General features: G+C 73.3%; 19 protein-coding genes and 3 pseudogenes. 10 read left to right on the top strand and 12 right to left on the bottom strand.

Going from position 1 to position 19,784, the window contains the following annotated elements; all coding sequences use genetic code 11:
* Positions 1–26: 26 nt before the first annotated feature.
* The 4 genes from V6U89_RS07890 to V6U89_RS07875 all read right to left on the bottom strand — a co-directional run bounded on the left by V6U89_RS07890 (position 27) and on the right by V6U89_RS07875 (position 3,303).
* Positions 27–809, bottom strand: a complete 783-nt coding sequence (locus tag V6U89_RS07890; RefSeq protein WP_334570005.1) for an SDR family oxidoreductase — start codon at positions 807–809, stop codon at positions 27–29.
* A gap of 52 nt (positions 810–861) precedes the next feature.
* Complete coding sequence (locus tag V6U89_RS07885) at positions 862–1,506, bottom strand: GAP family protein (RefSeq protein WP_334570004.1); 645 nt, start codon at positions 1,504–1,506, stop codon at positions 862–864.
* Positions 1,507–1,585: 79 nt separating this feature from the next.
* Positions 1,586–2,953 carry an MFS transporter gene (locus V6U89_RS07880; protein ID WP_334570003.1) on the bottom strand — a complete coding sequence of 456 codons (1,368 nt, stop codon included), beginning with the start codon at positions 2,951–2,953 and terminating at the stop codon, positions 1,586–1,588.
* An 89-nt stretch (positions 2,954–3,042) separates the two neighbouring features.
* On the bottom strand, positions 3,043–3,303 hold the full coding sequence (locus V6U89_RS07875) for a hypothetical protein (protein WP_334570002.1): 261 nt from the start codon (positions 3,301–3,303) through the stop codon (positions 3,043–3,045).
* Between the two features lie 223 nt (positions 3,304–3,526).
* Between V6U89_RS07875 and V6U89_RS07870 the strand changes: the two genes are divergently transcribed.
* Positions 3,527–8,011 (top strand): cation-translocating P-type ATPase, encoded by a 4,485-nt coding sequence (locus tag V6U89_RS07870; protein ID WP_334570001.1) that lies wholly within the window; start codon positions 3,527–3,529, stop codon positions 8,009–8,011.
* A gap of 73 nt (positions 8,012–8,084) precedes the next feature.
* Positions 8,085–8,882 carry an MBL fold metallo-hydrolase gene (locus V6U89_RS07865; protein WP_334570000.1) on the top strand — a complete coding sequence of 266 codons (798 nt, stop codon included), beginning with the start codon at positions 8,085–8,087 and terminating at the stop codon, positions 8,880–8,882.
* A 72-nt stretch (positions 8,883–8,954) separates the two neighbouring features.
* Here the strand turns inward: V6U89_RS07865 and V6U89_RS07860 are convergent, their stop codons facing one another.
* The 4 genes from V6U89_RS07860 to V6U89_RS07845 form a co-directional block, all read right to left on the bottom strand.
* Complete coding sequence (locus V6U89_RS07860) at positions 8,955–9,374, bottom strand: CBS domain-containing protein (RefSeq protein ID WP_154940985.1); 420 nt, start codon at positions 9,372–9,374, stop codon at positions 8,955–8,957.
* Between the two features lie 71 nt (positions 9,375–9,445).
* Positions 9,446–10,408 carry an L-threonylcarbamoyladenylate synthase gene (locus tag V6U89_RS07855; RefSeq protein WP_334570148.1) on the bottom strand — a complete coding sequence of 321 codons (963 nt, stop codon included), beginning with the start codon at positions 10,406–10,408 and terminating at the stop codon, positions 9,446–9,448.
* Between the two features lie 33 nt (positions 10,409–10,441).
* Complete coding sequence (locus V6U89_RS07850) at positions 10,442–10,801, bottom strand: hypothetical protein (protein WP_334569999.1); 360 nt, start codon at positions 10,799–10,801, stop codon at positions 10,442–10,444.
* 242 nt (positions 10,802–11,043) lie between these two features.
* Positions 11,044–11,502 (bottom strand): ArsI/CadI family heavy metal resistance metalloenzyme, encoded by a 459-nt coding sequence (locus V6U89_RS07845; RefSeq protein ID WP_238448616.1) that lies wholly within the window; start codon positions 11,500–11,502, stop codon positions 11,044–11,046.
* Between the two features lie 98 nt (positions 11,503–11,600).
* Between V6U89_RS07845 and V6U89_RS07840 the strand changes: the two genes are divergently transcribed.
* From V6U89_RS07840 to V6U89_RS07820, 5 genes are all read left to right on the top strand, one after another.
* Complete coding sequence (locus V6U89_RS07840) at positions 11,601–11,975, top strand: ArsR/SmtB family transcription factor (RefSeq protein WP_334569998.1); 375 nt, start codon at positions 11,601–11,603, stop codon at positions 11,973–11,975.
* Positions 11,972–12,703: an aquaporin gene (locus V6U89_RS07835; RefSeq protein ID WP_442933885.1), complete on the top strand. Its 732-nt coding sequence runs from the start codon at positions 11,972–11,974 to the stop codon at positions 12,701–12,703. The genes V6U89_RS07840 and V6U89_RS07835 overlap by 4 nt, the downstream gene beginning before the upstream one ends.
* A 20-nt stretch (positions 12,704–12,723) precedes the next feature.
* A complete protein-coding gene (locus tag V6U89_RS07830) occupies positions 12,724–13,197 on the top strand; it encodes a GNAT family N-acetyltransferase (RefSeq protein ID WP_334570147.1) in 474 nt (157 codons plus the stop codon).
* Between the two features lie 15 nt (positions 13,198–13,212).
* Entirely contained in the window at positions 13,213–13,620 is a 408-nt protein-coding gene (locus V6U89_RS07825) for an arsenate reductase ArsC (RefSeq protein ID WP_334569997.1), read from the top strand.
* Between the two features lie 118 nt (positions 13,621–13,738).
* Positions 13,739–14,446 carry a VOC family protein gene (locus V6U89_RS07820; protein WP_334569996.1) on the top strand — a complete coding sequence of 236 codons (708 nt, stop codon included), beginning with the start codon at positions 13,739–13,741 and terminating at the stop codon, positions 14,444–14,446.
* Positions 14,447–14,519: 73 nt separating this feature from the next.
* On the opposite strand, the gene V6U89_RS07815 is transcribed toward V6U89_RS07820, so the two are convergent.
* The gene (locus V6U89_RS07815) at positions 14,520–15,326 is read right to left on the bottom strand and encodes an inositol monophosphatase family protein (RefSeq protein WP_334569995.1); all 807 of its coding nucleotides are present in this window, start codon (positions 15,324–15,326) and stop codon (positions 14,520–14,522) included.
* A gap of 41 nt (positions 15,327–15,367) precedes the next feature.
* Positions 15,368–16,068 (bottom strand): annotated as a pseudogene (locus V6U89_RS07810) (DUF1028 domain-containing protein).
* 320 nt (positions 16,069–16,388) lie between these two features.
* Here V6U89_RS07810 and V6U89_RS07805 point away from each other — a divergent pair.
* Both V6U89_RS07805 and V6U89_RS07800 read left to right on the top strand, forming a co-directional pair.
* On the top strand, positions 16,389–17,396 hold the full coding sequence (locus V6U89_RS07805; RefSeq protein ID WP_334569994.1) for a zinc-dependent alcohol dehydrogenase family protein: 1,008 nt from the start codon (positions 16,389–16,391) through the stop codon (positions 17,394–17,396).
* A gap of 152 nt (positions 17,397–17,548) precedes the next feature.
* Positions 17,549–17,745: pseudogene (locus V6U89_RS07800) on the top strand (transcriptional regulator); the annotation flags it as partial.
* A 28-nt stretch (positions 17,746–17,773) separates the two neighbouring features.
* Here the strand turns inward: V6U89_RS07800 and V6U89_RS07795 are convergent.
* Both V6U89_RS07795 and V6U89_RS07790 read right to left on the bottom strand, forming a co-directional pair.
* Positions 17,774–18,151, bottom strand: a complete 378-nt coding sequence (locus V6U89_RS07795; protein ID WP_334570155.1) for a hypothetical protein — start codon at positions 18,149–18,151, stop codon at positions 17,774–17,776.
* Between the two features lie 295 nt (positions 18,152–18,446).
* Positions 18,447–18,554: pseudogene (locus V6U89_RS07790) on the bottom strand (integrase core domain-containing protein); the annotation flags it as partial.
* 228 nt (positions 18,555–18,782) lie between these two features.
* Here V6U89_RS07790 and V6U89_RS07785 point away from each other — a divergent pair.
* Entirely contained in the window at positions 18,783–19,622 is an 840-nt protein-coding gene (locus V6U89_RS07785; RefSeq protein ID WP_334569993.1) for an alpha/beta fold hydrolase, read from the top strand.
* Positions 19,623–19,784: the final 162 nt, after the last annotated feature.

Raw genomic sequence — 19,784 nt, 5'->3', positions numbered from 1 at the left:
AAGGCGAACGTGAACGGGATGAGGTTTCATCTCCGGCCGGTTCCCCCGTACGTGTCAGCCAGGTGATCCGCCCAGGTCCGCCGGCCCGTCGGGGTGGCCGTGGTGGTCAGCCCGCCCGCCCGTAGCGCGCTGCCCAGCCGGCCGGGAATCCGCACCGGCAGCAACGGTCGGCGCGACCCCCGGGCCGTCCGCCAGGCGCGTACCGCCTCGTCGAAGCGGAGCACCTGCGGACCGCCGTACTCCTCGATGCCGCCCAGCGGGCCGGCGGTGAGCCGTTCACTGAGCCGGCCGGCGACCTCGTGCTGGTCGACCGGCTGGGCGAGCACCGCCGGGTCGCCGATCACCGGGCCGAGCCGACTCGCCGTGCGCAGCAGCGCGTCGAGGAACGGCGGGAACTGGGTGGCCCGCAGCACCGTCCAGGGCACCGGACCGGCGGCCACCACCCGCTCGGCCGCCAGCTTGTGCCGATAGTAGGCGTAGGGCACCCGGTCGACGCCGACGATCGAGACGTACACCAGGTGGGCGACGCCGGCCGCCCCGGCGGCGACGGCCAGGTCGCGGGTGCCCAGCACGTCCACCCGGTGGGTACGCCGGCTGTTCGGCAGCGACGCCAGGTGCAGCACCGCGTCCACCCCGTCCACCGCCTCGGCCAGCCCGACCCCGGTCTCCACGTCCGCGACCACCCACTCCGCCGCCGGGTCGTGCCGGGGCCGCCGGCTCATCGCCCGCACGTCGAACCCGTCCGCCCGCAGCCGGGGCAGCACCGCCCGCCCGAGCGTGCCACCGGCACCGGTGACCAGCACCTTCATTCCGACTCCCTTCGGTCGACAGCTCGACGGGGCTGGCGGGCCGATCGTGACGTCACCTGAGCAGGTCGGCCCCGGTCATCAGGATGAAGAAGCCGACGACGATCTCGCTGACGATCCACGAGTGGTGGTCGGCCCAGTCCCGCATTCTCGGCAGCGCGCGCTCGGCCCGCCGACCGAGCAGCAGCAGCGCCAGCAACGGCAGGGCGAGCAGCAGCAGGGTGAGCAGCACGAACGGCACCAGGTGCCACCACGGCAGGTCGTACCGGACGACGTTGGCCCCCACGGTGGCCATGGTGAGGTCGTCGACGGGCATCACCACCATGATCAGCATGCCGAGCCGGAACGCGGACCAGGGACCCGCGTGCTGCAGCCGGCTCATCCAGGCCGGTTGACCTCTCGAGTGCCGGCGCAGGAACACCACCACGGCCAGCGCCACGAGCAGCGCCAGCACCACCTGGCCGATGGCGGTTCTGATCCCCTCGCCGGGGCCCGCCCCGACGTCCTCGGCGAGCCCGGTCACGCGCCGGGTGACCAGCCAGGCGATCGTCGTGCCGGCGACCACCACGACCGCCGCGCCGGTCAGGAAGCCCAGCGAGGCCTGCCGCGGCCGGTCGCCGGAGGCGAGGAAGACCGCCGCGACCAGTTGCGTGCCGGCCACCATGACCACGGCCAACGGTAGGACGGTCAGGACGCTCATCGCCTTCCCATCCTCCCGGCCCACCCCGCCGGCCAGGGCCGATTCGCGGATCACCCGACCGCCCGAGGTGCGTGGCGGGTCAGCGGGGCACCACCCGCCCGACGAGCAGCAACCCCAGCAGACCGCAACCCGCCGCGACCGCCAGCATTCCCGCGTAGTCGATTGGACCGGGCGCCGCCCCGGCGGCCAGCACGGTGCCGGTGAGCGCAAGCACCGTGGCGGCGAGGAGCGAGTCGCCCAGTTGCAGCGACGAACTGTTGCGCCCCTGCTCACCGGGGGCGGACAGGTCCAGGGTGAGCACCGACAGGGACGGGAAGAGCAGGCCCATCCCGGTGCCGGCCACCGCCCAGCCCGCCACCGCGACCGCCACCGGCACGGCGGGGGCGACCGCCAGTGCGACGGTCGCGGTCCCCACCGTGATGCAGGCCAGCCCGGCCCGGGGGAACGTCGCCGAGGAGCGGGGCGCCGGCAGCCGCCCCTGCAGCCAGGAGCCGGCGGACCAGGAGACCGCCCCGACGGTGAGCACCAGACCCGCCGCGGTCGGCGTGAAGCCACGCTCGCGGGAGAGCATCAGCGGGATCACCACCTCGGCGCCGGTGAACGCCGCCGAGGCCAGGCCCCGCAGGCCGATCACCGTGGGCAGCCCACGCGCCGCGCGCAGGAAGCCCGCCGGCAACAGCCGGGGCGCGCACCAGGCCAGGCCGACCAGCGCCAGCACCACCAGCGGTACGGCGAGCGCGCCGCGCTGCTGCCCCCCGTGGTGCAGCAGTGCGGCGCTCACCCCCGCCCCCGCCGCCCAGCCGATCCTCGCCACCGCCCCGGCGGGCGCCCGACCGCCGACCGGCGCGGACAGGGTGCGCAGGCCGGAGTGGACCAGCAGCGCCGCCGGGACCGCCACCGCCGGCACCACGAGGAAGACCCAGCGCCATCCCAGGTGCTCCACGATCAGCCCGGCCACTGCCGGCCCGACCAGCGACGGTACGACCCAGGCGGCGGCGAACGCCGCGAACACCCGCCGGCGCAGCTCCTCCGGGTACGCCTGCCCGACCACCACGTACAACGCGACCGAAAGCAGCCCGGAGCCGAAGCCCTGCACGGCCCGGCCGACGACGAGCTGTCCCATGGCGGTGGCGGTGCCGGCCAGCAGCAGCCCGGCCACGAAGAGCCCGACCCCGCTCCACATCGGCACCCGGGGACCCCGGGCGTCGCACCAGATGCCGGAGAGCACCATCGCGAGCACCCCGGCGGCGAACGTGCCGCCGAAGGCGAGCGCGTACAGGGCGAGACCGTCCAGCGCGCGGGCGACCGTGGGCATCGCGGTGCCGACCGCCAGCGCCTCGAACGCCAGCAGGGAGACCAGGGCGACGCTGCCCACCGTCATCGCCCGCAGGCGCGGGTCGTACAGGCGGGCGGCCGGGGCGACCGGCGGCGTGGCGGTGGCCGTCACCGGCCCGACCGGGCCCGGCGAGATGTGATCGACATGGGCTCAGCCTGCGACCTCAACCCGGGTTGAGGTCAACCGTGAGCCCGGTCTCGTCAGGCCGACTGAAGCGCCTCGCCGAGCCCCTTGACCAGGCCGGACATGTGCTGGTCGGCGAGGACGTGACCGGCGGTCACCACCAGTGCCAGGGGCCACTCGATCACCTGGAGAGCAGCCAGCACCCCCAGCCCCGCGTAGTAGGCGAGCTTGTCCGGCGGCGGCACCGCCACCTCGCCCATCATCGGGACCTGTACCCGGCGGGTGTACGCACGGACCATCTCCTGCCCGCCGCTGAGGTGTCGCGTGATGGTGCTCATTTCCGGCCTCCCCCTGATCCGAGTCCTCCGACGTCCACCCGGATTCCACGTGCACCCCGCCTCCATGCGCCCCCACCCGGCGCAAACTTCCCTTTCCGCGACGGCATAACGAGCGGCTCGCCGGGAAGCCAGGCCGCCTGACGAGCGCGGGAGGCGAGATGGCGTACGGCAGCAGCGGCGGGCACAGCGGGGAGCGGGGCCGGCGGCTCGGCCGTACCGCTCGATGACGGCGCTGGGCCGGGTCGCCGACCGTGTGCTCCCGCCGGTGCCACCGTTGGTCGCCGACGCGTCCCGTACCGTCGGCTCGGTCGCGTCGCGGCTGGTCCGCGCGGTCGGTCTGACGCAGCGCCGGGTCTGGTCGCGCGGCGGGCGGCACCACATCGAGGTGCACGGCGTCTGCCAGGACGGCGGCGACCGGCTGGCCCGGCAGGTCGAGACGGCGCTGGAACGGATGCCCGGGGTGGCCTGGGCCCGGGTCAACGCGCCGTCCGGGCGCGTGGTGGTGGCCGTCGACGAGCCGAAGCCCCGGCTGCGCGACCTGATCGCCACGGTGGCCCGCACCGAACGGGTCTGCCCGTACGAGCCCGATCCGGAGATCCCGCCCCCGCACCCGCCCGAGGAGGGGCCGCGGACGCCCCGGACGCTCGGCGCGCTCGCCTCCGACGCGTTCGGCCTGACCATCTCGGCGGCCACCCGGATCCTGCCCTTCACACCGGTCCCCGGCGAGGTGGCCGGCCTGCTGGGCGCGATCGACCTGCACCCGAAGCTGCACGCACTGGCCGACCGGGGGCTGCGCGCCGACCCCCGCGCCGAGGTGCTGTTCCCGCTGGCCGAGGCGGTCGTCCAGGGGCTCACCGGCGGCTGGACCGGCATCGCCCTGGACAGCGTGCAGCGGATCGTGCAGTGGGGCGAGGCGCGGGCGCAACTCTCCGCCTGGAACAAGGCCGAACCGCGGCTGACCGGCGACCCGGAGCGGGCCGTGGCCCGCTCGCCCGCCACCGAGCGGGGCCAGCCGAAGGCCGACGGCCCCGTCGAGCGGTACAACAGCTGGGCGCTGGCCGCCGGAGCGGCGGCCGGGGCCGCCGCGGTGCCGGTCGTCGGCGGCAAGCGGGCCGCCGCGCTCGCCCTGTCCTCGCTGCCGAAGGCCCCGGGCAGCGGCCGCGAGGGGTACGCCGCGCAGCTCGGCCGGATGCTCGCCCGGCGTGGCGTGATCGCGATGGACCGCAGCGTGCTGCGCGAACTGGACCGGATCGACACGGTGCTGCTGGACGCGGCCGTGCTGGGCTCGGCCCGGGGCGTGCTCGCCGACCTGGCCCCGCTGGACGGCGCTGCGACCGGCGAGGTGGCCACCCGCGCGTTCGCGCTCTTCGACCCGGCCGACCCGGACGCCTCGCGGGAGGCGGACGGCTGGCGGCTCGGCCCGCTCGACGGGCTCGACGTCACCGATCCCGGGGACACCCCGGACAGCAGCCGGCTGCGCGAGGGCGGCGGCCAACTTTTGGGGCTCGCCCACCACGACACCCTCGCCGCGGTCATCCGGGTCGAACCGGAGCCGGCGCCGGGCGTCGACGCGCTGCCCACCGCCGCCCGGCAGGCCGGCCTACGGCTGGTCGTGGCCGGCGACGACCCGCAGCGGTACGCCTTCGCCGACGCCGTCCTGCCCGGCGGTGACCGCCTCGCCGAGTCGGTGCGCACCCTGCAACGCGAGGGCGCGGTGGTGCTGGTGGTGTCCGGTGACCGGGCGGCGCTCGCCGCGTCCGACTGCGGCCTCGGCGTCGCCGACCCGGAGGCGCTGCCGCCCTGGGGCGCCCACCTGCTGGTCGGCACCGACCTGCGGATCCCGGCCCTGGTCATCGAGGCGGCGGGGGTGGCCCACCGGATGACCCGGCAGAACATCCGGCTCGCCATGGCCGGCGCCGGCCTCGGCGCGCTGGGCGCCCTCACCGCCGAGCGCGAACAGCTCCCGGGCCGGGCCCTGTCGGCGGTGAACGGCACGGCCGCGCTGGCCTTCGCCCACGGCGTCTGGCGGGCGCACCGGCTGCCCCACCCGGACGGCGCGCCTACCCCGGCCACCACCGCCTGGCACCTGATGCCGGTGGACACCGTGCTGCGGCAGCTCGACACCACTCCCGGCGGGCTGGCCGACGCCGAGGCGCGCCGCCGGCACACCGCCGGCACGGGCGCGGGGCCCGGCATGGGCGGCGGCCTGCTACGCGCCTTCGTCGACGAACTGTCCAACCCGCTCACCCCGGTGCTGGTCGCCGGGGCGGTGCTCTCCACCGTGTTCGGCTCGCTGGTCGACGCCGCCCTGGTCGGCGGGGTGGTGGGCGGCTCCGCGCTGATCGGGGCGGTGCACCAGCGCAACACCGAACGGTCCCTGGCCGAGCTGCTGTCCCGTACGGAGGTCACCGCGCGAGTCCTGCGCGACGGGGCCGAGCGCGTACTCCCCGCCGAGGAACTGGTGCCGGGCGACGTGGTGACGCTCGGGCCGGGCGACGCGGTGCCGGCCGACTGCCGGGTACTCACGGCCGACGGGCTGGAGGCGGACGAGTCGTCGCTGACCGGGGAGTCGCTGCCGGTCGGCAAGACCGTCGAACCGGTGGTCGCCGCCGCCGTGGCGGACCGCCACTCGATGCTCTACGAGGGGACGACCGTCGCCGCCGGACACGGCGCCGCCGTGGTGGTGGCGACCGGCGCCGAGACCGAGTCCGGTCGCAGTCTCGCGCTGGCCGGGCAGGCGCCGCCGGCCAGCGGGGTGGAGGCCCGGCTCGGCAAGCTGACCAGCGCGGCGCTCCCACTGGCGGCCGGATCGGCGATCGCGGTGGCCGGGGCGGGGCTGCTGCGGGGCGTACCCCTGGCGGAGACGGCGGCGACCGCCGCGAACCTGGCCGTGGCCTCGGTGCCGGAGGGGCTGCCGTTCCTGGTCAGCGCCGCGCAGCTGGCCGCGGCCCGGCGGCTGGCCGAGCACGGGGCGCTGGTTCGCAACCCGCGCACCATCGAGGCGCTGGGCCGGGTCGACGTGCTCTGCTTCGACAAGACCGGCACCCTCACCGAGGGGAGCCTGCGGCTGGCCGGCGTCGGCGACGACGGCCGGTACGCCCCGGTGGACCGACTCGACGACGGGCTGCGGTCGACCCTCGCCGCCGCGCTGCGGGCCACCCCGGCCGCCGACGACCCGGACGAGCTGCCCCAGCACACCGACCGGGCGGTCCGGCACGGCGCCCGGGACGCCGGGGTGGTCGAGCAGGTCGGCGCGGACGGCTGGGCGGCGGTCGGTGGGCTGCCCTTCGAGCCGTCCCGCGGCTATCACGCCACCGTCGGGCGGACCGGTGACCGGCTGCTGCTCAGCGTCAAGGGAGCCCCGGAGACGGTGCTGCCCCGGTGCAGCGCCTGGCGTACCCCGGGTGGCCGGGACGAGCACCTGGACGACGACGGACGGGCCGGGCTGCACGCGATGCTCGCCGACCGGGCCCGGGCCGGGCACCGCATCCTCGCCGTCGCCGAGTGCCGGGTGGGCGCCGAGACGGTCACCGACGACCAGGTGGCCGACCTGGCCTTCGTCGGCTTCCTCGCCCTCGCCGACGGGGTGCGGGAGAGCGCCGCCCCGGCCGTGCGCCGGATCCGGCAGGCCGGCGTGCACACCATCATGATCACCGGAGACCATCCGGCCACCGCCGAGGCGATCGCCTCGATCATCAGCGACGGCCACGACGCACAGCGGGTGGTGACCGCCACCGAGTTGGACCAGCTCGACGACGACGCGCTCGGCGAGCGGCTGGCCCGCACCGACGTGGTCGCCCGCTGCACCCCCACCCACAAGGTGCGGATCATCCAGGCGTTGCAGAAGTGCGGCCGTACCGTGGCGATGACCGGCGACGGCGCCAACGACGCGCCGGCGATCCGGCTGGCCGACGTGGGTATCGCCCTCGGCCAGCGGGGCACCCCCGCCGCACGGGCCGCCGCCGATCTGGTGGTCACCGACGACCGGCTGGAGACCATCATCGCCACCCTGGTCGAGGGGCGGGCGATGTGGTCCTCGGTACGCCACGCGCTGAGCATCCTGGTCGGCGGCAACCTCGGCGAGATCGCGTTCAGTGTGCTGACCGCCGCGGCGACCGGCCGGTCCGCGTTGACCGGGCGGCAGCTCCTCCTGGTCAACCTGCTCACCGACCTGGCGCCGGCGCTGGCCATCGCGGTCCGACCACCCGGCGCCGACCACGCCGACGGGCTGCTGCGCGAGGGGCCGGACACCTCCCTCGGCGAGACGATGACCCGGGAGATCGGCCTGCGCGCGGCGGCCACCACCCTCGGCGCGACCGCCGGCTGGACGCTCGCCCGGTACACCGGACGGCGCAGACGGGCCGGCACGGTGGCGCTGGTGTCGCTGGTCGGCACCCAGCTCGGGCAGACGGTGCTGGCCGGCGGCACCAGCCCGATGGTGCTCGTCTCCACCGCCGTGTCCCTCGGGGTGCTGGGCGCGGTGGTGCAGACGCCCGGGGTGAGCCAGTTCTTCGGCTGCACCCCGCTCGGGCCGGTCGGGTGGGGCATCGCCGCCGGCTCGGCGCTCGGCGCCACCTTCGCCAACGGCGCGCTGACCCGACTGGTCGAGCGCTTCCCGCCGACCGGCGACGGAGCGGCCTCCGGAGACGAGACGGCCGATGCCGGCGCCGCCGCCGGGCCGGGCGGTGAAGGGTCCGCGCCGGAGTAGACGTCCCGGTCGCTGGGGCGGCGGGCCGCATGGCCGCGCCCGTCCCGGGTACGGGCCGGGTGGAGGTGGACACGTGGAGACGGACCAGCCAAACGTGACGTTCATCGGCACCGCGACGACGGTGCTGCGGATCGGGGGCTTCACCCTGTTGACCGATCCGAACTTCCTGCACCGGGGCCAGCGGGCGTACCTGGGTAAGGGGCTGTGGTCCCGTCGCAGCACCGAGCCGGCGCTGACCATCCCCGAACTGCCCGCGCTGGACGCGGTGGTCCTGTCCCACCTGCACGGCGACCACTTCGACCGGGTGGCCCGCAAGGGGCTCGACCGCGAGTTGCCGATCATCACCACCCAGGCGGCCGAGCGGAAGCTGCGCAAGTGGGGATTCCGGGCCGCCGAAGGGCTGCCCACCTGGCGGTCCCGCGAGCTGAGCCGGGGGTCCGCCACCCTGCGGCTGACCTCGTTGCCCGGTCAGCACGGCCCGGGGGCGCTGGACCGGCTGCTGCCCGACGTGATGGGCACGATGATCGACCTGGAGCGGGACGGGACGCGCCGGTTCCGCCTCTACGTCACCGGGGACACCCTGCGCCGGCCGCAGCTCGCCGAGATCCCGCAGCGCTTCCCGGACATCGACGCGATGCTGATCCACCTGGGCGGCACGAGGGTCGCCGGCATCCTGCTCACCATGGACGCGAAGCAGGGCGCCGACCTGGTCGAGCTGATCCGGCCGAAGCTGACCGTGCCGATCCACTACGACGACTACCCGGTGTTCCGGTCGCCGCTGCGGCACTTCGTCGAGGAGGCGAAGCGGCGCGGGCTGGTGTCGGGGGTGCGCACCATCCTGCGTGGCGAGACCGTGCCGCTGACCGTCTGAGCTGGACCTCCGTACACCGATCGCCGCCGTCCGGCGCGGAGCCGGAGGGCGGCGATCGATGATGGGACGGGATCAGGAGCGCTCGGAGATGGCCTCGATCAGGTCGCCCACCGGGCGCTCGGGCAGCGACCGGGCCACGTCGGCCACCGCCACGATCCCGACGAGCTCGTGCCCGTCGATCACCGGCAGCCGGCGCACCTTGTGCTGGCCCATCGTGCGCAGGATCTCCGCGGCGTCGTCGTCGGCGCCGATGGTCACCGCCTCGCCCTGGGCCAGCTCACCGGCCGTCACGTTGGCCGGGTCCTTGCCCTGCGCGAGAACCTTCACCACGATGTCGCGGTCGGTGAGCATGCCCTTCAGCTTGTTGTCGTCGCCGCAGATCGGCAGCGAGCCGACGCCCAGCTCGGCCATCCGCTTGGCGGCGGCCCGCAGGTCGTCCTGCTCACGGACGCAGGTCACGTCGTTGGTCATGATGTCGCGTGCGGTCGGCATGGGACACCTCGCTTTCCGGGGGTTGGTAACTGAATCGGTACCCCCGGTCCGCGCGACCATGCATCCGAGCGTCAGCCGGCCGGGTCCCAGGTGGCGGCGGCGCGACGCAACCGGTCGTTGATCGCGCGGCCCACCCCGGTGTCGGGCGCCGCCTCGGCCAGGATCTCGGTCACCCCGGCCGCGTCCAGCCGGTGCAGGGCGTCGAAGAGCCGGGCGGCGGCCTCGGTCACGTCCCCGGCCGGCGAGAGCACCTCGACCGCCGCGTACCCGTCGGCCGGCCGCTCCCGGAAGGCCAGGAAACCGCGCCGGCCGCCGTCGGCCGGCGCCGGCTGCGCCCCCGCCACCACCCGCAACGGGGTACGCGGCGCGTAGTGCGCGGCCAGCGTCCCCGGCGCCACCGGCTGCCCGGAACTGCCCGGCCGTACGCTCACCGGCCCGACCGCCTCGACCAGCTCCTCCAGCGCGAGCGCACCGAGCCGCAGCACCACCGGCTGCGCGCCGCGCGCGTCGACGATGGTCGACTCGATCCCGCACCGGGTCGGCCCGCCGTCGAGCACCACGTCCACCGCCGCGCCGAGCCCCTTGACCACGTGCTCGGCCCGGGTCGGGCTGAGCTGCCCGAAGCGGTTCGCGCTCGGCGCCGCCACCGGCACCCCGGCGGCCCGGATCAGGGCCCGCGCGGAGGGCTCGTCCGGCACCCGGACGGCCATGGTGTCCAGCCCCGAGGTGACGATCGGCGGAATCTCGGCGGGCCGGTCCACGATCAGCGTGAGCGGCCCCGGCCAGAACCGCTCGGCCAGCGCGGCCACCGCCGGCGGCACCGGCCCGACGAGCTTCTCCAGGTCGGCGGCGTCGGCCAGGTGGGTGATCAGCGGGTCGAAGCTGGGCCGGGCCTTGGCTTCGAAGATCCGGGCGGCGGCCCGGGCGTCCAGGGCGTTCGCACCGAGGCCGTAGACGGTCTCGGTCGGGAAGGCCACCAGCCCGCCGTCGCGCAGGACGGCGGCAGCCTCGGCGATGCCGCTGTCGGCGGGCAGGACGCGTGGGGATCCGGTGCTCACGCCCCGACGCTAGCCTGCCGACGTACCGGTCCTCCGGTCGGCCGGGCGGTGCGTCGCCCGGTCAGGGCCGGCCGCTGCCCACCCGGGCTCACCGTGCTGGGCGACCTCTGCCCGGCACGCCCCGCCCCGGAACTCCACTCCCGGCACGTCGTCGAGGATCCGGCTGATGTCGGCGACCGACCCGAGCGCACGGGCCGCGTCGCCGCGCAGTTCCGCGACCGCCGAGTCCAGGTCGTCCTCCTCCCGCGACCAGTCGATGTCGGCCGTGCGGAGCTGGGCCACCGCGTGTGCGGTCAGGGCGGCGGGGTCGGTGACCGACACCTCCACCCGGCAGTACAGCTGGAGGACCTGCGGCGTGGGGTCGCTCATCGGCGGTTGCGTGAGCGACGGACCGCCCAGACCCCGCCCACGACCGCCGCCGCGGTCGGTAGGAGCACACAGATCATCAGAGCGAGCAGATGCCACGGTTTGAGAGCGCCCATGGCGCAGAGGATAGGTAGCCCCTGCCGCCGCCCGCTGTCCCGGCCGACGGACTTGGCTGTACGGATCCCGTACAGCCAAGCCTCGTCGTTCCTGCCGCACGCGCTCGGTGGGGCAGGCAGCCGCGGCGGTCAGCAGCAGCTTGCGGCGGCTCCGCTGGTGGCGGGCTCCTTCTCGGCGGCCGGGGTGCAGCAGGCGCTCGCGGTCGCCTTCTCCAGCTGGGGGGAGTCGGCCTTGACGGTGTAGACCTCCCACGGCTCGTTGCCGGGTCCGCGTACCCAGACCTTGTCCTGGAGGGCGTAGCAGCACTCCGTGCTGTTCTCCTCCAGCGTGATGAGACCGGCGTCGGTGAGGCGCCGGGTCGCCGCGCTGACCTCGTCGGTGCTGAAGACCTCCACCCCGAGGTGGTCCATCACGGTGGGCTGGTCGGGCTCGCCTTCGAGCAGGACGAGCTTCAGCGGCGGGTTCTCGACGGCGAAGTTGGCGTAGCCGGGGCGACGCTTCGCCGGCTCGACGCCGAACAGCTTGGAGTAGAAGGCGACGGAGCCTTCGAGGTCGGAAACGCGCAGGGCGAGCTGGACGCGGGACATGGTTCTCCTCCTGGGACGGCTCAACCGGCTTGTCTAGACGGTTTTCGAAACAGGACCCCACTGTTGCACCTTGTTTTGAGGTCTGTCAACCTAGAGGTATGTCGAAACAAGCGCTGCCGGTGGTGGACCTGCAAGCGGTGGCCTGCTGCCCTCCGATCGCCGCGAGTCCGCTGGACGCCGCGCAGGCGGAGGTCGTCGCGCCGATGTTCAAGGCCCTGGGTGACCCGGTCCGGCTGCGGCTGATGTCGATGATCGCCTCGGTGCCGGAGATCTGCGTCTGCGACCTGACCCCCGCGTTCGACCTGTCCGGGCCGACCATCTCCCACCACCTGAAGGTGCTGCGCGAGGCGGGCCTGGTCGACTCGGAGCGGCGCGGGACCTGGGTCTGGTACCGGGCCAAGGCGGAGGCGTTCCGCCAGCTCGGCGTGCTCCTGGACATCCCCGCCCGGCCCGCCGTCGAGGCCGGCGCGTGAGCCTGGCCCTGCCGCGCCGGGCCACTGCCGAGTTCGCCGGCACCGCACTGCTCGTCGCCGCCGTCGTCGGCTCCGGGATCGCCGCCGCCCGTCTCTCGCCGGACGACGTCGGCCTCCAGTTGCTGGAGAACGCGATCGCCACCGCCCTGGCCCTCGGCGCGCTGATCCTGACCTTCGGGCCGGTGTCGGGCGCGCACTTCAACCCGGTCGTCTCCGCCGTCGACTGGTGGCTCGGGCGACGCGCCGGCACCGGCCTGACCGTCCGGGACCTCGCGGCCTACACGGCAGCCCAGGTCACCGGGGCGATCGCCGGGGCGATCCTGGCCGACCTCATGTTCGGGCTGCCCGCCGTGACCTGGTCCGGCACCGCCCGCACCGGCGGGAACCTGTGGCTGGCCGAGGTCGTGGCCACCGCCGGCCTGGTCGTCCTGGTCTTCGCTCTCGCCCGCAGCGGCCGCTCCGCCGCCGCGCCGGCAGCCGTGGGCGCCTACATCGGCGCCGCCTACTGGTTCACGTCGTCGACCTCGTTCGCCAACCCGGCGGTCACCATCGGGCGTGCCTTCACCGACACGTTCGCCGGCATCATGCCGACATCCGTGCCCGGCTTCGTCGCCGCCCAGCTCGCCGGCGGCCTGGTCGCCGTCGCCGCGCTCGCCCTCTGGTACCCCGACAGCGGGGACGCGGCCGACGCCGTCGTCGTCCCCCAGCTCGACGAGGAGAACCGGTGAACGGGATCAGGATCGCCGCGATGGGCGACGCGCACGCCGAAGCCGTGCTCGACATCTACCGGCTCGGCATCGCCACCGGCCACGCCACCTTCGAGACCGAGCCGCCGACCTGGGAGAGGTTCACCGCCACCCGGATGCCGGACCAGCGCTGGGTCGCCGTCGACCAGACCGGCCGCGTCCTGGGCTGGATCGCCTGCTCGGCGGTCTCCGACCGGTGCGTGTACGCCGGTGTGGTCGAACACTCCGTCTACGTCCACCCCGAAGCCCGCGGGCGAGGAGTCGGTCGTCTGTTGCTCGACGCCCTGATCACCTCCACGGAGCAGGCCGGGATCTGGACCATCCAGTCCGGCATCTTCCCCGAGAACACCGCCAGCCTGGCCCTGCACACCGCCTGCGGCTTCCGCGTCGTCGGCACCCGCCGGCGCATCGGCCGCCACCACGGCACCTGGCGCGACGTCACCCTCATCGAACGTCGCAGCCCCACCATCAACTGACAGGAAGACCCACTGATGAGCGACAAGACCAGCGTCCTGTTCGTCTGCGTCCACAACGCCGGCCGATCCCAGATGGCCGCCGGATGGCTGCGCCACCTCGCCGGAGACACCGTCGAGGTCCGCTCCGCCGGCAGTGAACCCGCAGACCGGATCAACCCCGTTGCCGTCGACGCCATGCGCGAGGTCGGCATCGACATCACCGGCCAGATCCCGAACCGCCTCACCTGGGACACGGCCGAAGCCAGCGACGTCATCGTCACCATGGGCTGCGGCGATGCCTGCCCCGTCTTCCCCGGCAAGCGCTACGAGGACTGGAAGCTCACCGACCCGGCCGGGCAGCCCGTCGAGGTCGTACGTCAGGTTCGCGACGAGATCAGGAGTCGGGTCGTCGAGCTGCTCGCCAGCATCGAGCAGGGCCGCTAGCGAGAGGCGGCTCGCCCGCGCCACCGGCGGGACTGGGCGCAGGTCCTACCTGCCACTCCCGCACCGACCTCTCCAAAACCGCCTTGTTGTCCTGTTGGCCCGTGTCTACCGTGCAGTGATGCTCTCCCCGATGCTGACGGTGACCTTCGATGCGCACGACCCGGCTCGCGTGGCGCAGTTCTGGGCCGGCCTGCTCGGCCGAGAGGTCGTCGAGGACGCCGGTGGCGCGCTCCTGCCTGGTGACGACGCCCAGCTCAGCCTCCGGTTCGTCCCGGGCGGCGCGGAGCAGGTGGGGCCGAACCGCCGCCTGCACCTTCACCTGACCAGCGCCAGCAACGCCGACCAGGAGCACACGGTGGCGACGGCGCTGGGGCTCGGCGCCGGCCACCTCGACGTCGGGCAGCGCCCCGAGGAGGGGCATGTCGTCCTGGCCGACCCCGAGGGCAACGCGTTCTGCGTGATCGAGCCGGGCAATGCCTTCCTCGCCGGCTGCGGCCTGCTCGGGGAGGTCGCCTGCGACGGCACCCGGGAGGTCGGCGTGTTCTGGAGCGAGGCGCTCGGCTGGCCGCTGGTGTGGGACCAGGACCAGGAGACCGCGATCCAGTCACCGCACGGCGGCACAAAGGTCGCGTGGGGAGGCCCGCCCGTGGCCCCGAAAGAGGTGCGGAACCGGCAGCGCTTCGAGCTCGCCCCGGCCGGTGGCGACCAGCAAGCGGAGGTCGACCGGCTGGTCTCCCTCGGGGCCACTCGGCTCGAGGTCGGTGAGGACGGTGCCGTCGTGCTGGCCGATCCCGACGGCAACGAGTTCTGCCTGAGAGGAAACTGACCACAGCGCGGCCGGGTAGCCCAGCGGGTCGGACCGGCTCGCCGACAAGCTGGTTGTAGCGGCGCTGGACGGGTCACCGCTTCTGGCTTCGGCTGCCGATCATCGACATCAGCAGCCCGTGGGTCTCTGCGTCGCCGGCCACCACAAGCCCGCGGCCCGCGCGCCCCATCGGGGCACCGTCGATTCCGGTGACGACGCAGCCGGCGGCCCGGCACAAGGCGATGCCGGCGGCGAAATGCACGCTCTCGGCCAGGTCACCGCCATCGGTGACGTACGCGGCGCGCTTGCCGGCCGCGACCCAGGCCAAGGCCAGCGTTGTGGACACGACCCGCGGCCGGAACCGTTCGACGAACCCAGGGTGGGCCAGCAGGTCCACGGCCCGGAATCCGGGCGCGCTCGGAAACGGCGGATCCAGGTTGACGTCCACCAGCTGGGTGGCGGGCGTGGGCGTCAGCTGCGCATCGACACCGTCATGCCGTACCCAGGCGGTCTCACCGTCGGTGAAGAAGACCTCGCCGCTGAACGGGTCGGCCACCGCCGCTGCCCCATTGCGCAGCGCCACGTTGACGGCCACCAGCATGTTGCCGACTGCGTAGTTGAGCGTGCCGCACAGGGGATCCACCAACCACTGGCGCACGGCGTCGGCCACGCCCCGCTGCCCGCCTTCCTCGCCGAGCACCGCGTCATCGGGCCGAGCAGCCCGGATGACGGCGAGAATCCTCTGCTCAGCCTCCACATCGGCGGCGGTGGCGAAATCCCCCGCGCCTTTGTCGATGCGGGTGAGCCGCTGGCCGTACATGTTGCGCACCACGTCCGCGCCGGCACCGGCCGCTGCTACCGCAACCCCGGCATCGTCAAGGTTCGCGTACGAATTGATCATGCCCCGCACAATATCGGGGCGGAAACGCTACCGACCCTTGCTCAAAGGGCTTCGCGGCTTGCCATCGTTGCTGGCTGGTTGACGGCGTCTGACGGTGTCTTGTGTTCCATCTTCGCCCCGAGCGCCTGCCGGGCGGCCTCGCCCATGGGGTCGTCGCGGGTGGGCAGCCCCTGGATGGTCGGCAGCACTTCCTGCTGGAAGACGCCGTGCAGCCGGCGCAGTTCCCACGCCGGATGCTCGGCGTCGTCGACCCGCACGTCCCAGAGCGGGTACGGCTGATCGCCGACCACCGTCACGGTCGCCGATCGTGCGCCGTGCCGGTCACCGCCGGCCTCCTCGGCGGCCGCGATGGCGAGCACGAGCCGCTCCGCCAGGTCGAGTTCCCGACTGTCCTCGAACACCCGGATGATCTCCGCGAGGGTCTCCGGGCCCCCAGGCGGTTGCCCTGCACCGCGTAATCCCGCCCGGTGCGGTGCCCCGCCCAGGCACTTGTCCGGGAGCCGGTGAAGGCGTGCGAGCGACCCTGGCGGTCGACCATGCCGACCTGCCGCACCTCCCGACCGGGGTCCCGGGCCAGCAGCTCGGTCACGACGTCCTGCGGCGAGCGGCCCTCGTCGAGCATCGGCAGGCCGTCGTAGGCCAGGAACGGGTTGGGGGTGGCCTGGGTCGCCACCGCACCCCTGCCCGAGTGGACGTGTGCGACGAGCTTGCCGACCGCGGGTCTGGCCGTCAGGGCTCCCACCCGGAGTTGGCCGGTACGCGGACACCGTGCGGCGATCGAGAAGGTCACGGTCGGCACGTACCCGGACGAACGCCCGGCATGCCGGAGCCCGCCTCGGTTGCTGTCACCGTTGGTACCGCAAGGGCCTAGCAGGCCGATGGCAGGAGTTTCGGGCGGGTCAGCGCGGGACGACGTCTGAGGGGGTCTGTCACACCCTCCCAGCGGGGCCGACGCAGAAGTTTCATGGGTCGGGAAGACGGGGATGCCGCAGCTTCCAAGACTCGGCTCGGCGCCGCAGGCACCATCAGAGCAAGGAGATACACCCGATGCGCGGAGTAGTTATGCACGCCGCCGGCGATGTCCGCGTCGAGGAGCGTGAAGACCCGAAGATCATCGAGCCCACCGACGCCATCATCCGCGTGACCGCGAGCTGTATCTGCGGTTCCGATCTGTGGCCGTACCGGGGCCTCGAGCCCGTCAAGGATCAGATCATGGGTCACGAGTACGTGGGCGTCGTCGAGGAGATCGGCCCCGAGGTGAAGAACGTCAAGGTCGGCGACTTCGTCGTCGGGTCGTTCGTCATCTCCGACAACACGTGCGAGATCTGCCGGTCCGGCTACCAGTCCCGCTGCGTGCACGGCGAATTCGTGTCGGCGACGGTAGGGACCCAGTCCGAGAAGGCGCGTATTCCCCTGGCGGATGGCACCCTGGTTGCCACGCCGGGGCAGCCGGACCCGGGGCTGATCCCGTCGCTGCTGGCCGCGTCCGACGTGCTCGGCACCGGTTGGTTCGCTGCCGTCGCCGCCGAGGCCGGCCCTGGCAAGACGGTCGCGGTCGTCGGTGACGGCGCTGTTGGCTTGATGGGCGTCCTCGCCGCCAAGCAGCTGGGCGCAGCGCGGATCATCGCGATGTCCCGCAACCCTCAGCGGCAGGAGCTGGCCCGGTTCTACGGCGCGACCGACATGGTGCAGGAGCGCGGCGACGAGGGCGTGGCGAAGATCAAGGAGCTTACGAACGGACTGGGTGCGCACAGCGTGATCGAGGCGGTCGGCACCCAGGAGTCGATGATGCAGGCCATCCGGTCCACCCGGCCCGGCGGGCACGTCGGCTTCGTGGGCGTCAGCCACGATGTCGAGCTGCCCGGCCTGGAGCTGTTCTTCGCCGACATCCATCTGCACGGCGGCCCTGCGCCGGTGCGCCGGTTCCTGCCCGACCTGATCCAGCTGATCTGGGACCGCAAGATCGACCCCGGCAAGGTCTTCGATCTGACGCTGCCGCTGGAGGAGGCCGCGGAGGGCTACCAGGCGATGGACGAGCGGCGCGCCATCAAGGTGCTCCTCACCGCCTGACGCGACCCGCACGCACTCCCCGCCCGCCCCGCACCGTCACAGCGGGGCGGGCGGAGGCGTTCTTACGAATCCGGCAGGAACCAGCCGCTTGAGGCGTCGGGGTACTGACGGGCCCCCTCAAGCGACTCTGAAGCGTGGCTACCGTGGAAGTCATGAGCACCAAGGACGAGGTCGGAGAATTTCTGATCTCTCGTCGCGCGAACGTGACCCCTGAGCAAGCGGCGTTCCCGACTACGGCGGAGAGCGACGCGTGCCGGGCTTGCGGCGCGAAGAGGTCGCCATGCTCGCCGGGGTCAGCCTCGACTACTACACCCGTCTCGAGCGTGGCAATATCCGTGGCGCTTCCGAAACGGGCCTGTCCATCCCCACCTACAGCGTTAGATCGCGTTGTCGTCCTGCCACGCCACACCCGACCACCTATCCAGGCTGGCGAGGAAGTGGGTCACGATCGGCACGACGTGGCGGACGTCGACGGTGTCACGGTCGGCGTACTGATCCACCTGGCCGTTGGCCAAGACGTACTCTCCGGACCGTTCCGGCGACGCCTCCGGGTCGATGGCGTGGAAGCCGGCGTCTCCGGACTCCGCCAGCCGCAGCACCATCGCACGGTTGCCACCGATGACGATGCCGAGGACGGGGCCCTGCTGGTGCTCTAGCCAGATCTCGCCATGGCTCGCGGAGATCGCTCTCCGGACGGCGGACAGCATCTGCTCATCTACTGGGCCCTCCAGCGTGGTCCGGTCCGCGTGCAGCATCCACACACCCACACCCACACCCACACCCTCAGCCACGACACACGCTAGAACAGACGTTGATGTCAGGCTTCCTCCGGGCCGGCGCACCGTCATTTCGGAAGGACGAAGAACACGGCCGACAAGGACCTGGTGGGCCAGGTCAAGGCAGGAAGCGCGTGACCGTTCGTGCCCCCTGGGGGCCGTCCGGGGTACCGGCTACTGGCACGTGGATGGCACGGAGACCGGAGAATTATGAGATCAAGTTGAGCGACCTGGCGAGCTGCACGTATGGACCTCTAGCTGTACCCGGCCATAACGTTGGTGACAGGCGGCTGGTCGGCGGAAGTCCTCCGAGTGCGGTGTGACACCGTTGAGTGTTGTACTGCTCGAGCCATGGGGCGAAGGCGGCTGATCGGGCATCGTTCCCTTGCGGACAGGGCCCCGATGAGTTTCCGCCCCGCCAGTTGTCCATCTCTGAGAGGCAACCCCAGTCGCGCACGTTCAACGCGACGCATACCACCGGCGGGGACGCGTAGCTTGTGCCGCCGTTCCCGCGCCACCGGTCCACTACGCCGCCCCGGAGGTTCATGATGTATCCGACGGTCCACTCGTTCCGCACGTCCGGCGGCGTCATCGCGACGGCGGAGGCATGATGACGACGGTCGAGGCGGACGGCGTCACGCTCGGGGTCGAGCACTTCGGCGACACGGCGGCGCCGCTCGTCCTGCTCGCGGGCGGCACGACCATGCTCTCCTGGCCCGACGCACTCTGCGAGGCGCTCGCGCGCGGCGGGCGCCACGTTGTGCGGTACGACCTGCGCGATTCCGGCGCGTCGACCACCGTCGATCCCGAGGCTCCGGCGTATACGCTGCGCGATCTTGCAGCCGACGCCGCGGCGCTCGCCCGCGAACTCGACGACCGGCCGGCGCACCTGGCAGGCATCGGCGTTGGCGGAATGGTCGCCCAGGTCGCCGCGCTCGACCACCCGGACGCGTTCTCGGCGCTCACCCTCGCAGGAACGCGGCCCGTCGCTCCAGGCCCGGTCGACGACGACCTGCCTGACCATGACGCGGCGACGATGGCCCGGTTGTTCTCGCGTTCGATGCCCGATTGGTCAGACCGCGCCGCGGTGGCCGAGTTCGCCGCCGCAGGCGCAGAGATCCTCGGTGACGACCCCGTCGCCGCGCGCGCGACCGCCGAGCGCAGATGGGACCGCACGCCGGGCACGGAGCCCGCGGTGCAGATGGCCAACCACCTGGGCATGGTGTTCGCCAAGCTCGACTGCGAGCCGCGCTGGCGCGAGCGCCTGTCCGAGCTCGCGATCCCGTCGCTGGTGGTGCACGGTCGCCGCGACCCGTTCTTCCCTGTCGGCAACGGCGAAGCGCTCGCGCGCGAGATCCCCGGTGCGCGGCTGCTCGTGCTCGAACGGGCCGCGACGGCGATCCCCGATGCGGCCGCCGGTGAGGTCGCGGCGGCGATGCTCGCGCTCTAGCAGCGGAAACGCCACTCGGTATCTCTCACCACTCCCTCGCCGTCCGTGGACCTCCTGCGGACCTGGCCTCGCTGGCGGATCTCCTCGTCGGGCAGTCGTAGACCGTCCAGCCTCCCCGGACGGCGACAAGGTGGAGCGCCCTACCGGACGTACGATCTTGGC

The organism is Micromonospora sp. CPCC 206171, assembly GCF_036906755.1.
Taxonomy (GTDB): domain Bacteria; phylum Actinomycetota; class Actinomycetes; order Mycobacteriales; family Micromonosporaceae; genus Micromonospora; species Micromonospora purpureochromogenes.
Note: the sequence above shows the minus strand (reverse complement) of the source record. Positions and strands in the feature narration are given on the sequence as shown.

Coding starts and splice junctions, on each gene's coding strand:
- V6U89_RS07890 (WP_334570005.1), bottom strand. CDS start 809: ATGAAGGTGCTGGTCACCGGTGCCGGTGGCACGCTCGGGCGGGCGGTG.
- V6U89_RS07885 (WP_334570004.1), bottom strand. CDS start 1,506: ATGAGCGTCCTGACCGTCCTACCGTTGGCCGTGGTCATGGTGGCCGGC.
- V6U89_RS07875 (WP_334570002.1), bottom strand. CDS start 3,303: ATGAGCACCATCACGCGACACCTCAGCGGCGGGCAGGAGATGGTCCGT.
- V6U89_RS07870 (WP_334570001.1), top strand. CDS start 3,527: ATGACGGCGCTGGGCCGGGTCGCCGACCGTGTGCTCCCGCCGGTGCCA.
- V6U89_RS07860 (WP_154940985.1), bottom strand. CDS start 9,374: ATGCCGACCGCACGCGACATCATGACCAACGACGTGACCTGCGTCCGT.
- V6U89_RS07850 (WP_334569999.1), bottom strand. CDS start 10,801: ATGAGCGACCCCACGCCGCAGGTCCTCCAGCTGTACTGCCGGGTGGAG.
- V6U89_RS07845 (WP_238448616.1), bottom strand. CDS start 11,502: ATGTCCCGCGTCCAGCTCGCCCTGCGCGTTTCCGACCTCGAAGGCTCC.
- V6U89_RS07840 (WP_334569998.1), top strand. CDS start 11,601: ATGTCGAAACAAGCGCTGCCGGTGGTGGACCTGCAAGCGGTGGCCTGC.
- V6U89_RS07830 (WP_334570147.1), top strand. CDS start 12,724: ATGGGCGACGCGCACGCCGAAGCCGTGCTCGACATCTACCGGCTCGGC.
- V6U89_RS07825 (WP_334569997.1), top strand. CDS start 13,213: ATGAGCGACAAGACCAGCGTCCTGTTCGTCTGCGTCCACAACGCCGGC.
- V6U89_RS07820 (WP_334569996.1), top strand. CDS start 13,739: ATGCTCTCCCCGATGCTGACGGTGACCTTCGATGCGCACGACCCGGCT.
- V6U89_RS07815 (WP_334569995.1), bottom strand. CDS start 15,326: ATGATCAATTCGTACGCGAACCTTGACGATGCCGGGGTTGCGGTAGCA.
- V6U89_RS07805 (WP_334569994.1), top strand. CDS start 16,389: ATGCACGCCGCCGGCGATGTCCGCGTCGAGGAGCGTGAAGACCCGAAG.
- V6U89_RS07795 (WP_334570155.1), bottom strand. CDS start 18,151: ATGCTGCACGCGGACCGGACCACGCTGGAGGGCCCAGTAGATGAGCAG.
- V6U89_RS07785 (WP_334569993.1), top strand. CDS start 18,783: ATGACGACGGTCGAGGCGGACGGCGTCACGCTCGGGGTCGAGCACTTC.